General features: G+C 59.6%; 10 protein-coding genes. 6 read left to right on the forward strand and 4 right to left on the reverse strand.

The features are described from left to right. Positions 1–160: 160 nt before the first annotated feature. Positions 161–721: a cytochrome b gene (locus RFER_RS10225; protein WP_011464316.1), complete on the forward strand. Its 561-nt coding sequence runs from the start codon at positions 161–163 to the stop codon at positions 719–721. Between the two features lie 113 nt (positions 722–834). Here the strand turns inward: RFER_RS10225 and RFER_RS10230 are convergent, their stop codons facing one another. After that, positions 835–2,334: a CYTH and CHAD domain-containing protein gene (locus tag RFER_RS10230; RefSeq protein WP_011464317.1), complete on the reverse strand. Its 1,500-nt coding sequence runs from the start codon at positions 2,332–2,334 to the stop codon at positions 835–837. 365 nt (positions 2,335–2,699) lie between these two features. Here RFER_RS10230 and RFER_RS10235 point away from each other — a divergent pair, with 365 nt between their 5' ends. Both RFER_RS10235 and RFER_RS10240 read left to right on the forward strand, forming a co-directional pair. Further along, positions 2,700–3,713: a M14 family zinc carboxypeptidase gene (locus RFER_RS10235; RefSeq protein ID WP_049765641.1), complete on the forward strand. Its 1,014-nt coding sequence runs from the start codon at positions 2,700–2,702 to the stop codon at positions 3,711–3,713. A 155-nt stretch (positions 3,714–3,868) separates the two neighbouring features. Next, positions 3,869–4,957, forward strand: a complete 1,089-nt coding sequence (locus RFER_RS10240; protein ID WP_011464319.1) for a patatin-like phospholipase family protein — start codon at positions 3,869–3,871, stop codon at positions 4,955–4,957. On the opposite strand, the gene RFER_RS10245 is transcribed toward RFER_RS10240, so the two are convergent. Then, complete coding sequence (locus RFER_RS10245; RefSeq protein ID WP_166485703.1) at positions 4,925–5,158, reverse strand: hypothetical protein; 234 nt, start codon at positions 5,156–5,158, stop codon at positions 4,925–4,927. The two genes, RFER_RS10240 and RFER_RS10245, sit on opposite strands and share 33 nt — an antisense overlap. Before the next feature lie 44 nt (positions 5,159–5,202). On the opposite strand from RFER_RS10245, the gene RFER_RS10250 reads away from it, so the two are divergent. The 3 genes from RFER_RS10250 to RFER_RS10260 all read left to right on the forward strand — a co-directional run bounded on the left by RFER_RS10250 (position 5,203) and on the right by RFER_RS10260 (position 9,607). Beyond that, positions 5,203–6,051, forward strand: a complete 849-nt coding sequence (locus RFER_RS10250; protein WP_011464321.1) for a GNAT family N-acetyltransferase — start codon at positions 5,203–5,205, stop codon at positions 6,049–6,051. A gap of 14 nt (positions 6,052–6,065) precedes the next feature. Next, positions 6,066–7,649, forward strand: a complete 1,584-nt coding sequence (locus tag RFER_RS10255) for a methyl-accepting chemotaxis protein (RefSeq protein WP_041791924.1) — start codon at positions 6,066–6,068, stop codon at positions 7,647–7,649. Between the two features lie 161 nt (positions 7,650–7,810). Further along, positions 7,811–9,607 carry an EAL domain-containing protein gene (locus RFER_RS10260; RefSeq protein WP_011464323.1) on the forward strand — a complete coding sequence of 599 codons (1,797 nt, stop codon included), beginning with the start codon at positions 7,811–7,813 and terminating at the stop codon, positions 9,605–9,607. 6 nt (positions 9,608–9,613) lie between these two features. On the opposite strand, the gene RFER_RS10265 is transcribed toward RFER_RS10260, so the two are convergent. Beyond that, entirely contained in the window at positions 9,614–10,642 is a 1,029-nt protein-coding gene (locus RFER_RS10265) for an ABC transporter substrate-binding protein (protein ID WP_244095850.1), read from the reverse strand. 294 nt (positions 10,643–10,936) lie between these two features. Further along, the gene (locus RFER_RS10270; protein ID WP_011464325.1) at positions 10,937–12,454 is read right to left on the reverse strand and encodes a Ppx/GppA phosphatase family protein; all 1,518 of its coding nucleotides are present in this window, start codon (positions 12,452–12,454) and stop codon (positions 10,937–10,939) included. Positions 12,455–12,763: the final 309 nt, after the last annotated feature.

The following is a 12,763-nucleotide window of genomic DNA, read 5'->3' on the forward strand; positions in this document are numbered from 1 at the left end:
GATGAGGGGCGACGTACCTTGCTCAAAGATGGTCAAGGATTGCGAGCGATGCAACAACGGTGACAAGAGGTAAGCAAATCGCCTGAAATGGCTGAAATTTAAGGAGGCCTTAAGCAGGGATTTTTAGGATCCCGACTTCTTCAACATTAGGAGTTGGTTTATGACTTTTAGAAAAACAATGGATCGATATCACTTGGCGTCAATATCGCTGCATTGGCTGATGCTTGCCTTGTTTATCGGCGTGTATGCCAGCATCAATTTGCGCGAGCTTTTTGACAAGGGCAGCGTGCCCCGTGAGGCCTTGAAAAGCCTGCACTTCATGCTGGGTCTTCTCATGTTTGCCCTGGTTTGGCTGCGCCTGGCAATGCGCGCGATCTACCCCGCGCCGCGCCCGCAAGCCGCCCTGCCTCAGTGGCAAGCGATGGCCGGCAAACTGGCCCACCTGGTGCTGTACGCCATCATGATTGGCATGCCGCTGCTGGGCTGGCTCATGCTGAGTGCGGCCGGCAAACCCATTCCATTTTTTGGTTTGGCGCTCCCGGCGCTGATCGGGCCAGACAAGGCGTTGGCGGGCCAGCTCAAGGAAATCCATGAGTTCGTGGGGACCGCCGGCTACTTCCTGATCGGTGGCCATGCGGCGGCAGCCTTATTCCATCACTACGTCCAGCGCGACAACACCTTGCTGCGCATGTGGCCAGGTTCCAGGAAATTGGCCACATGAAGTGAAAGTGCAGCGGCTGGCGGACGGTGGTCCTGGTGTTTCCAGGACTGTCTGCCTCCCTCAAATAGTTGGGTGGCCTGGCGCAATCAGCAGCACTTAAGAGTTAAATGAGCTCACGTTTGTCTGCCGACCGCGACGCCACGCAAGAAATCAAGCACGCCGGGTTCTATTTTTAGCTTGGCAACCAGGGTGATGGCCAGACTGACATCGCGTGCTGCGCCAATACTCAATTGAAGCTCGGTCGCCTGTTCATGCCAGCGTTGCGAGCGCTTTTTGGGTAGCAGCGGCTGCAATGCTTCGATGCCGTAGCGCATTCGCTTGGCAATGATGCGAGCATGGTGCTGACTGTCCGGGTCGCTGGTGTCACGCAGGGCGAGCTGCAGCTGATCATGCAGGCGCTTGATTCGACGCCTGGCCCAGCCCCGCAGGGGTTCTTTGGGTTCAAGCGCGACTTCGTCCGGCGCCTTCAAAGTTGACCATCCTTCGAGCCATTGCGTGATTTCAAGCAGGCTTGCGCCGACCGCGGGCCGCTGGAGCGCCTCGCGCGCGAGTTCGCGCTGGCGCATGGCGGCCTGGGTCAGGGCCTGCTCCATCGTGTGCCAGGTTTGTGCCCGTTGGCTGTCTCCGGCGGCATAGGCGGCGCCGAGCGGGGGCAGCGTTTCGGTGCAGGCTACGTCGAAATTGCGCACGTCACCTAGAAGATTTAATAGCGGCCGTAGCGCTTGCCACGATGGCGTCGCGTTGCCTGGGAGGCTTACCTTGAAAAGTCGCAAAGCACTTTTAAAGCGTCGCCAGCCGACCCGGGCCTGGTGCACCACCTCGGGGTTGTCAGAGTTGCATAGCAGGCCAAGGTTGGTGGTGAACTGGCAGAACATCTCACGCAATACTCGCCGCGTCGTCTCGTGTAATGAGAGCTTGGGTGTCAGACTGGGGGGCTGGGCGCGCAGTGGCTTGTCCAGGCAGCCGTCGGCCAGGGTGTAGCCACGCTCGGCCTTGCTGGCATTGGCTGGCAATACGGCAGTTGTCTTCGCAATTTGTCGGGCGATGTCAAACAGGGCAAGGGGTGAGCCTGCGAGCAATTCAAGCTCCAATTCGCAAATTGGTGAATTCAAGTGATTGGCTTCTATTTGCCCAAGGTCCAGCGCGACCTCGACCACGCTGCCGTCGTGTTTTCGAATGAGCCAGATTGTTCGGTCGAAGACCGTTGAGAAACTTGGCACCAGGGACTGAAACACGCTTCCATCAGGATCGATATCGCTCCAGGGGGTCGCCTGGAGCGCCTGCAAGTCGAGCCTGGCATCCGGCACGCTCACTTCCCATTCACCACGCTGGCTCAGCGCCGAGTCACCAAGCCCCCCCATTTTGAGGGTCTGTAGCCATTGCGGTTTTGCATCGCTGCCAACACGCCGTATTCGCAATGCGATACGCGCCTGTCGCAATACCTGCGTCGGCGTATCGTAGTAAACATTGTGCAGGTGCAGGCGGGTCGCCTGGCGCCGCGCCAGCAAGGGTATCTGAGCCAGCTGCTGTGCCAGGTGCGAGGGATCAGAGCCTGGCAAGGCCAGCTTGAGCTCAATTTCTTGTGGACCCTGCGGGAGACTATTTGGTTTCATAAGATGCAAGCCAATTTGTTCATTATGCGTCTTTGGCCTCCATTCCTGACCCAGGCAGTGGCGTCTAGGAATAGGTGCGACGACTCATCAGACGTGAGCGTTGCAAAGCAAGGAATTCGAGCACACCATAGGCAATACAGGCCGGGATGGCCATGACGCGAAAGAAGGTTCTTTTGTTAAACATGGGGCAGACGCTGGCAGGCGTTTTGAAGTTGGCAGGAGCCAAATTACACCGGCCTTATGACAGCCTTGTGTCAGTGTCAAATAACGACGCCTATACAGACAAGCGTTGCACGCGCGACGGATTCGACGCTAAGCTCACCGTTCATGACGATCGTCCTTCAACTCTCATTCCATCGGCAACTGTGACGCAGACCAGGCTGCCAGAATTGCTTGCGTTGGAGCGCATCATTGAATTGGGTGCGGCTTGGCTCGAAACACGCGTGGTCTGTAGCGTCAATTTGCCAGGCGGGGGCTCCTATCCGGTTCATGTCATCGCATTGGGCAATCCAGCGCCCGACGTGCCGGCGGTGGGTTATTTTGGTGGTGTTCATGGCCTGGAGCGCATTGGCACCGGCGTGGTGATTTCGTATCTGCAAAGCTTGGTCATGCGTCTGCAATGGGACAGCACCTTGCACCGGCAACTTGAATCGGTTCGCCTGGTCTTTATGCCGATTGTCAACCCCGGCGGCATGGCGCTTGGCACCCGGGCCAACCCCAACGGAGTGGACTTGATGAGAAACGCGCCGGTTGAGGCGCAAGAGCCGGTGCCATTTTTGGTCGGCGGCCAGCGCTTGAGCGCTGGCTTGCCCTGGTACCGCGGTCTCAAAGGCCAGGCAATGGAAATTGAGAATCAGGCCGTGACCGATGTGGTGAAAACTGAGTTGTTGCCCCGCAGCTTCAGCCTGAGCGTGGATTGTCATTCGGGTTTTGGTGCCAGCGACCGCATCTGGTTTCCTTATGCCCATACCCGGGTGCCCATCACCCACCTGGCAGAGATGCATGCCCTCAAGAGCATTTTTGTGCAGTCGAACAGCCATCACCGGTACATTATTGAACCGCAAAGCTTGCAGTACCTTGCGCATGGGGATTTGTGGGACCATTTGTACCAACAGTCATGTGCGCAAGCCAAAAACATATTTCTGCCGCTCACGCTGGAGATGGGTTCCTGGCTTTGGGTGAAGAAGAATCCACGCCAGCTGTTTTCGCGGCACGGCATTTTTAATCCCCTGATCGAGCACCGCCAACAGCGGGTGCTCCGCCAGCACCAGTTGCTATTGGACTTTTTGTCGCGCGCTGCGTGCGGTCACCCACTTTGGCTTCCAGGCCATGAGACCCGGGCGCAACACCATGCACAGGCGCTACAGGACTGGTATTGATCGACAACGCGGGCGTGGCCTTGTGCAACCTTGTGCACGATCGACCGCTTGACGAAAGGCCCAGGGCTGTTCGGCCAGTGTGTGCACGGTGACACAGAAAAATCCTATACTGATTCGCACAGGTAGGGCGGTTCTCACACCGCGAAGGAGTTCGTTTGATTGACAGCGCAGCAACACCCGCGCACCCAGGCGTCACCAGGCCGTCGGGCCTTGCCTGGCTCAAGCGCTTGGTGCAACCGTCGCCCGGCCCGCTCAACCTCGCGCTTCAGGGCGGTGGTGCGCACGGTGCCTTCACCTGGGGCGTTCTGGACGCGCTGCTGGAAGACCCGCGCATTGAGTTCGAGGGCCTGAGCGGCAGCAGCGCCGGGGCCATGAACGCGGTGGTCTTTGCCGACGGCTGGATGAAGGGCGGGCGCGATGGCGCTCGCCAGGGTCTGTCGGACTTCTGGACCGAAGTTGGCAAGCAGATGCCCTGGGGCTTGATGACCCAGGGTGAGGGCGAGGCGATCAGCCTGTCGCCAGCCAGCAAGTTGCTGGTGAACTGGGCCGGCTACTTCTCGCCAGCACAGCTCAACCCTTTTGATCTGAACCCCTTGCGCGATCTGCTCAATCGGCTGGTCGACTTTGAGCAGTTGCGCGCGCGCAGTCCGTTCAAGTTGTTCGTCGGCACCACGCAGGCCAATACCGGCAAGCTGCGCGTGTTTCGCGAGCGAGAACTCAGCGTCGACGTGATGCTCGCCTCCGCCTGCCTGCCCAAGATACATCATTCGGTGGAAATCGATGGCGAGCCGTATTGGGACGGTGGCTACGCGGCCAATCCGGCGGTATTCCCGCTGTTTTACGACTGCGATTCGCGCGATGTGTTGCTGGTGCTGCTGAGTCCGCTGAAACGCGAAGGCACACCGAACACAGTGGATGAGATCGAGTCGCGCATCGCCGAACTGGCGTTCAGTGCCAACTTCATGCGCGAGATGCGGATGTTCGTTCATGCGGCTGAATTTTCCAGCCCGACATTTATGACCTGGGGCAGGCTGGAGCGACGCTTGCAGAAGATGCGGTTTCACATGATTGACGCCAGTGAGCTGGTCAGCCTGCAGCGCACCGAAACCAAGCTGCTGGCGCACGCGCCGTTTCTCGAGCTGCTGTGCGGTCAGGGGCGTGAGCGCGCCACGGCCTGGCTCTCGGAGAGTACCGATGGCATTGGACGACGATCAACCGTTGACATGAAAAAATGGTTTTTCTGATGTCGTGATGCGCAGGCATCTGGCGCCAGCGGGGCCGCCACTGTTGCCAAACACCATGGATTGAATTGTTACGGCCGCCACCACCTCGCCATGGCTGGCGATCAGGCGCCAGCAGGCGTAACTGCGAGCGCAAATCCTGTCACGCAACTGCCATGAAGTTGCCATCGTGTTGTCACGCCAGGCCGCCAACATCGGGTTCACCACGATGCAATTCGGGTTTGTCCCATTCTTTAAAGGAGCAAGTCATGAGAGAGCTACCCAGCCCCACCTTTCCTTTGTCGCCGCTATCTTTGCCCCGGAGCCTGTTTCACCGGCCTCACGCGCCTCTGGTTGTATCGAATCCACGACCAGTCGCGCCTGTCGAACGCGCCGGCCTCGTGGTTTCATGGGCCCAACACGCGGACGAAGTGCGGCAAGCGCAGCGCTTGAGGTTTGCGGTTTTCGCCCGGGAAATGGGGGCCCGGCTGGATACGACCGTACCCGGCCACGATGTGGATTTGTTCGACAACTATTGTGAGCATCTGCTGGTGCGCGACGAATCGACCCTGGAGGTGGTGGGAACCTACCGCCTGCTCACGCCGGCCCAGGCCCGGCGCGTCGGCAGCACCTACAGCGACCTTGAGTTTGACCTCACCCGCCTGCGCAGCCTGCGTGAGCGCATGGTGGAGCTGGGGCGAAGCTGCGTGCATCCAGACTATCGTCACGGCGGCGTGATCATGGCCTTGTGGGGCGCGCTGGCCGAGTTCATGGTGCGCAACAAGCTCGATACCATGATTGGCTGCGCCAGCATTCCGATGCTGCATAACGGCATCGTTAGCGGTGATGTGGCCGCCAGCATCTGGCATCAACTCAAGGCAACGCATCTGGCACCGATCGAACACCAGGTGCATCCGCGCCTGGCGCTGCCCGTGGATCGGCTGTACCACAGCCTGAGCGTCGAGCCGCCGGCCTTGATCAAGGGCTATTTGCGACTGGGCGCCAAGATTCTGGGGGCGCCCGCCTGGGACCCGGATTTCAACACGGCCGACCTCCCCATGCTGATGCGCATCAACGACTTGCCGCCGCGCTACCGCAAGCATTTTCTGGGCGCGTGATGCGAGCCATGACCATGAGCACAGTACTTTCAAAATTCAATGGCGCGTGGTCATTTTCGCGGCAAATACGGGTCGTGCTGTCGCTGGTTCTGGCGGTCGCCCTGTTGGGCTCGGCGCTGGGGGTCTGGTCTTTGCAGCGAGTGGCCAACGAGACCAGCCGCATGGTCGATGACGCCATGGCTACCGAGCGTCTGGCGGTGGATTTGTACCGGCATCTCGCGCTCAATGTGGCGCGCTCCAAGGCCTTCGCACTGAGTTCGGAACCCCAAGTCGCTGATGTGTTGACCCCGGAGATCAACCAGACTTCCACTGTAGTGGACGAGTTGCTGCGTCAATTGGGCTCTCGGCTGAGCAGTCCCGATGATCAATTGATGCTTGGGCACATGCTGCAGGCCAATCGCGAATTTTTGCGGGCGCGGCAAGAATTGACGCTCGCCCGCGATGGCGGTGTGACGGCCAACATTGAACAGGTGTATGCCAAGCGTTTTTCCCCGGCTGCGCAGGCCTTGCTGGAAGCCGTTGCCCGGCTGCGGGATTCCCGGCAGGCCAGGATCGATGCTTCTGTCGTTGAAATAGCTGGTTTGAGCCGGTCAGCGCAATGGGGTTTGGTTCTCTTTGGCTGTGGGGCCCTGTTGCTGGGCGGCCTGCTGTCGGCGTGGCTTGTGCGGGCCATCACCCGGCCCATCCATCAGGCGGTGGATGCCGCTGACCGGGTGGCGGCGCTGGACCTGAGTGACCCCATCGACGGACACGATCGCGATGAAGGCGGCCGCCTGCTGGCCGCACTGAGCCGAATGCAGTCGTCTCTGCACACCTTGGTGTCTGAAGTTCAGGGCGCCAGTCACGGTGTGGCCGAGGGCGCCACGCAGATCGCAACTGGCAATCTTGACTTCTCCAGCCGAACCGAACTGGCCGCCTCCTTTCTGCAGCAGACCGCCGCTGCGGTGGAGCAGATCGCGGCGACCCTGCATCAGTCCCTGGCGGCAGCCTCGCGCGGCGAAGCACTGGCCAGATCGGCAGCTGTGGAGGCAACAGCCGGCCGAAAGGCCATGACCGAAGTGATGCAGACCATGAGCGACATCAGCCAGTCGTCGCACCAGATTGCGCAGATCACGGCAGTCATCGACGGCATCGCTTTCCAGACCAACATCCTGGCGCTCAATGCCGCCGTTGAGGCTGCTCGCGCCGGTGAGCACGGGCGCGGCTTTGCGGTGGTGGCCGCCGAAGTCCGCGCGCTGGCCAACCGCAGCGCCGTGGCAGCGCAGGAAATCAGGTCCTTGATCGGCGTCTCGGTGGACAAGGCAAAACTGGGTACGCTCAATGTACGCCAGGCGCGTGACACCATGAGCGCCATCGATGATGCCGTGGCGCGGGTGGTGCAGGTGATTGGCGACATCAGCACCGGCACCCGTGAGCAAAGCGCCGGCATGGCGAGTATCAATACGGCTCTGAGTCGTCTCGATCAAATGACCCAGCAAAACGCGGCCGTCGTCGAGCAGTCGGCGGCCGCTGCCCAAAGCTTGCAGGCGCAGGCTGGCGATTTGCGGGATATGGCCGGGCAGTTTCGATTGCCGGCGCTTGCCCTGGCCCTTCGCTGAGGGGGGCGGCAGCTTGCCACGCTGAAACCATTCCTGTTTTTTGAAAGAAAGCAATGCTATTGAACATGGTTCAAGCGGGCGCAGCGACGGCGCGGCCTGCCATTAACTTTAATTCAGCTGATACGCGCGACAGGCCGATCGGCAGTGCCAGGTCGATGCTGATGGTGACGCGCTCCTATGCCGTGCGGCGTGGTTGCGGGCCGCTGGCTGACCTGATGCGCGGCACCGGGCTGTACCCGGTCTATCAGCCCATTGTGTCGCTGGAGGGTGGTGCCATTTATTCCCATGAGGCCCTGATTCGCGGGCCACAAGGCACCTCATTGCATACGCCCGATATGTTGTTGGCAGCAGCGGCACATGAGAGGCTGAACTTCGAGTTTGAAACCCTGTGTGTCATTGCCGCACTGGATCAGTGGGGCACGCTGCTTCAAAATGGGCGACTGTTTGTCAATATCAGCGCGCAGGTGCTGGTTCAGGTCTTGAAACAATGCGGGCGTGATGCCCTGATCGAGATGGTCAGCGGCTTGGGTGTTTTGCCACGCCGCTTGGTGCTGGAGATCACCGAGTATGAGCGGGTGACCGACATGGATTATTTCGCCAGCGTCGTGGGCGAGCTGCGTGCGATCGGCGTCTCCATCGCACTGGACGATTTTGGCGATGGTCGCTCGAGTCTGCGCCTGTGGTCGCAACTCAAGCCCGAGATCGTGAAGATCGACAAATACTTTACCAAGGACCTCAGCCTGCACGCCGACAAAGTCAAGACGATTCAGGCTTTGCAACAAATTGCCGCCATCTTTGATACCGCCCTGGTCGCCGAAGGCATTGAGACCGAGGACGACTTGCGCGTTCTGCGCGATCTCGGCATTTCTTATGGCCAAGGTTATCTTCTGGGGCGCCCGGCCGCACTGCCGCGGGAGCAGATTGAAGAGCCGGCAATGGCCGTGATGCAGGACCGTCGGGTCGCCGTGTTCCCCGAGTTGCGGCGGGCGTCCAACGCGGGCTCCTTAAAACGCCTGTTGGTGCTGGAGGCGCCTGCTGTCGGCTTGGATGCGACCAACGATGAATTGGCGTCGCTGTTTATGACGCACACCAAGCTGCATGCCGCGGCAGTTGTTGACGGCACCCGCCCGGTGGGGATCATCAACCGTTCACGCTTTATGAACGAATACAGCAGGCTGTATTACCGTGAGGTATGGGGCCGCAAGCCGTGCCTGGTTCATGCCAATCTGGAGCCCCGCTTGATCGAGCGCGACCACAATGTTGACGAGTTGATCGGCATTCTCACGTCGGACGACCAACGTTACCTCGCCGATGGATTTGTCGTGACGGACAACGGCCGCTATGCTGGCTTGGGCACCGGCGATCAGCTGGTTCGCTCAGTCACGGAGACACGCATTGAAGCGGCCCGCCATGCCAACCCACTGACTTTTTTGCCGGGCAATATTCCGATCAGTCAACATATCGAGCGGCTCTTGAACAGTGGCGTTGATTTTGTTGCCTGCTACGCCGATCTGAATAATTTCAAACCCTTTAACGACCAATATGGTTATTGGCGCGGCGACGAAATGATTCGTCTGGTGGCCCGGCTCGCCCAGGCGCATTGTGATCCACGGCGTGATTTTGTCGGGCATGTTGGTGGCGACGACTTCATCATCCTGTATCAGAGTGATGACTGGCGGGTGCAATGCGAGCAATTCATCGCTGAATTTGCCAAGCGCGCGGTGGAGCTGTTTGATCCGTCGGCGCGTGCGGCTGGCGGTATTGAAGCTGAAGATCGCTTTGGAGTACCCCGATTTTTCCCTTTGACCACCATCTCGATCGGTGCCGTCAAAGTCGCGCGCGATGAGTATGCCAATGCCGAGCAGGTCGCGTCGGAGGCGGCACGGGCCAAGCACGACGCCAAGACCCATAACGTGGGACTGCTGGTGCGCGATACCCTCGACTTCAGCACTCGCTGAGAATCATCAGCCCACAAGCCGACCGTCCGGGGTAAGCATGCTTTGCGTAACGTAGGACCCGCCGCGTCCCTGCGTATTGAAGCTGACACGAAACCCGCTCAGGTCAACCGCATGACGCTGTTGAAATGCCTGCAAGGTAGTCTGGCGTGTCACGACGCCTTCCACGGTGCCTAATACTGCACTTGTGTAGCGTGCTGCGATATAACCGGCCAAACTTTGCGGTGTTGGCGGCTCATCAAAAAGTCGAGCCAGCGTCTGACGGTAGGACTTCACGAGGGGCGACGGGGAGTTGACCATGGGGACAACCTGCGTGGCCATGATGGGTGTATGGCGCGATGCACCCATTTGCATCAGGGTTTGCAGGTTCACATCAGCCAGCGCAACCAGATAGCGTTGCCGAGCCTGCTGGTCAATGCTTTGGGTAAACTGCATGAGCTCCGGTGTGCCGCCCATAAACAACAGAATCCGGGGCGTGTCGGCGTTCAGGCTTTTTCCAACTTGTGCCAGACCTGCACCTGGTTTGAAAGACATGAGCTTGATTTTCAAGGCAGCACTCGCCCGCTCAACATCGTCGCGGTACAGTGAGTACTCTTGCTCAGACGCGTAGACGGCACCCATCTCAGGTACGCCCATCAAGGACAGCGATTTAATGGCTTGCGCGATTTGATCCTGACGCGATGCAAAAATGGGAAACGTGCGATTGTCCCCATCCAGATCAGAATTTTGTAACCAGGGTGCAACGTGGGCAATGTCGTGCTGATCTTGCTTCAACAATGCCACGAGCTGGCTGGCGGCACGGTCACCCGCTGTACCGGAAAGCACCACGCAATTGGCCGTTTTCTTGATCGTCTCAAGGGCTGCACGCAGGCTGGTGGAACTGCCGTCGACCTCCAGGACCAAGTGCTGGATAGAGCGTCCATTGACGCCCCCTGTTTTGTTGACCTCTTGCCAGGCAGCGCGGGACCCAATCAGAAAGTCCCTGGACACGTCCAGCTGACTTGGTGTGTTGTCCACGACCTGGGCCACGACTAGCATACGCGGGGCGCCTGCAGATTTTCCTGACTGCGGCCAGGCTGATGCCGCCGTGCACGCAGCCAGACTCACTGCGCCGCGCAAGAGACTGCGCCGGGTCCATTCAGACGGATACACCCTCATTTCTTTTGAGCGCTAGCGCACCCGGCCAACGCAGCGGCAACAGGGGCAAAACCCAAAACCCGACGGTTCAACATGAAAGACGCTCCCGGTCAATGAAAAACCGAGGATAGTTTTGTCCTGTGACAGGCAGGTGACTATGGCACTAATTTCGCTCTGTGCGCGAAACCCCCGACTTCAGCCGTTGCTGAGGGTCAATGACCAAGGTGTTTTTTGCCACGCCAGCACTTCCTCGCGCAACAGGTGCGCCGACTGGGGAAAAGCCTGGGCCCAGCCGGCCCGCCAGTCGAGGCTGAAGCTGTTGGCACGGCCCGTCCGCGTCAGTGTCAAACCGCCCAGGTCGGGGTCGCGACGGGCGTGGCACAAAATGACCGCCAGGCGCAAGCACAGCAGTTGTTGGACAAACAGCTCGTCTTCAAAGTCCACATCAAGTTTTCGCAGCTTGCCCCGGTGCCCCAAGACCAGCAGGCTGAGCTTGTGCAGTTCGGGCAAGGTAAAACCCATGGCATCGGCATTGTCCAGAATGTAGGCGCCGTGTTTGTGGTAGTCGCTGTGGGAAATGTGGCTGCCAATGTCATGCAATCGGGCCGCCCATTCGAGCTTGCGCAGCATGCGTTCAGCCAGTGGGTCCTCGGGCAGGCTTTGCGGCTTCAAAACGCTGCCTTGAAGCTGCGCCAGCAAGTGGCTGGCGACTTTGCCAACGCGCAGGCCATGTGCCGTATTGGTTCCAAATTTGGTGGCCAACCGTTGTACCGAGCGCTCGCGCACATCGGACTGGTCTTGCGTGGCGCCCATCAAGTCAAACAACAGTCCGTGCCGCAGGCCGCCCGTGGTCTGCTGCATTTGATCGATTTCCAGCAAGTCGAAAACCGCCCGCAAAACGCTCAAGCCTCCACCGATGATGGCGCGCCGGTCTTCCCGCATGCCCATCAGCCGAAGACGATCAGCGCTTTGGGCGCTGAGCAACTTGTCTTGCAGCCAGTCCAGTCCTTCGCGGCTCACGTAGCCTGTCGGCCAGCCCGCCGCGGCCAACGCATCGGCAACCGCGTTCACGGTACCCGCCGAGCCATAAGCCACGTCCCAGGCGTCACGCCGGTAGGTGTTGAGCGCCTCGTCCAGCACCGCCTTGGCCGCAATTTCCGCCATTTCAAAGGCGCGCCTGGTGAATTGGTTGTCGGCAAAATAGCGGCTCGACCAGGCAACGCTGCCAACCCGGTACGACTCCATCTGGCTGGGCTCCAGGCCCTGACCCAGAATCAGCTCGGTCGAGCGCCCGCCAATGTCAACCACCAGACGGCGCTCGTCCCCGTGCGGCAGCGCCTGGGCCACGCCCTGGTAGATCAGACGGGCTTCTTCCCGGCCCGAGATGACGTCAATCTGGAACCCCAGCAGCTTGTTGGCGGGCTTCAAAAACTCGACCCGGTTACGCGCTTCGCGCAAGGTTTGTGTCGCCACGGCGCGTACCTCGGCCGCACCAAAGCCAGCCAGACGTTCGCCAAAACGTGCCAGGCAATCCCAGCCACGCTGCATCGCCTCAGGCGTCAAATTTCGGTCAGGATCCAGGCCGTTGCCCTGGCGCACGGTTTCCTTCAAATATTCTGTGCGGAAGAACTGACCGTGTTCAATCCGTCCAATTTCAAGGCGAAAGCTGTTGGAGCCCAAATCGACAGCCGCCAGGCGCGTTCCTTCTTGCATCGGTAATCTTCCTGTGTTTGGGCGTGCAGCATAGCATTCGGGTTGGATGGCCCGGCGACGCTTGTCATTTGCTATATTTATAGTAGCTATACATGCCTATTTTACGGGGGCTGTAGCCTGATTTGTCGTATACTTATCGGTGGTCAGGCAGCGTTCGTTTCTGCCTTTCTACTCCTTGTTGGTATGTCCGTGAACCGGTCGGGCCATCGGGCGCTGCTGGCGCCAGCGTGGCGGCATAAAGCCCTTTTTGGCCGGGTGCCGGGCGGCTGAGGTCGTGAAGGCGGTGTAATAGCCGCTGTGCAAAATCAA

This window comes from Rhodoferax ferrireducens T118 (genome assembly GCF_000013605.1).
GTDB lineage: Bacteria > Pseudomonadota > Gammaproteobacteria > Burkholderiales > Burkholderiaceae_C > Rhodoferax > Rhodoferax ferrireducens.

Coding starts and splice junctions, on each gene's coding strand:
- RFER_RS10270 (WP_011464325.1), bottom strand. CDS start 12,454: ATGCAAGAAGGAACGCGCCTGGCGGCTGTCGATTTGGGCTCCAACAGC.
- RFER_RS10225 (WP_011464316.1), top strand. CDS start 161: ATGACTTTTAGAAAAACAATGGATCGATATCACTTGGCGTCAATATCG.
- RFER_RS10260 (WP_011464323.1), top strand. CDS start 7,811: ATGGTGACGCGCTCCTATGCCGTGCGGCGTGGTTGCGGGCCGCTGGCT.
- RFER_RS10265 (WP_244095850.1), bottom strand. CDS start 10,642: ATGCTAGTCGTGGCCCAGGTCGTGGACAACACACCAAGTCAGCTGGAC.
- RFER_RS10255 (WP_041791924.1), top strand. CDS start 6,066: ATGAGCACAGTACTTTCAAAATTCAATGGCGCGTGGTCATTTTCGCGG.
- RFER_RS10250 (WP_011464321.1), top strand. CDS start 5,203: ATGAGAGAGCTACCCAGCCCCACCTTTCCTTTGTCGCCGCTATCTTTG.
- RFER_RS10230 (WP_011464317.1), bottom strand. CDS start 2,334: ATGAAACCAAATAGTCTCCCGCAGGGTCCACAAGAAATTGAGCTCAAG.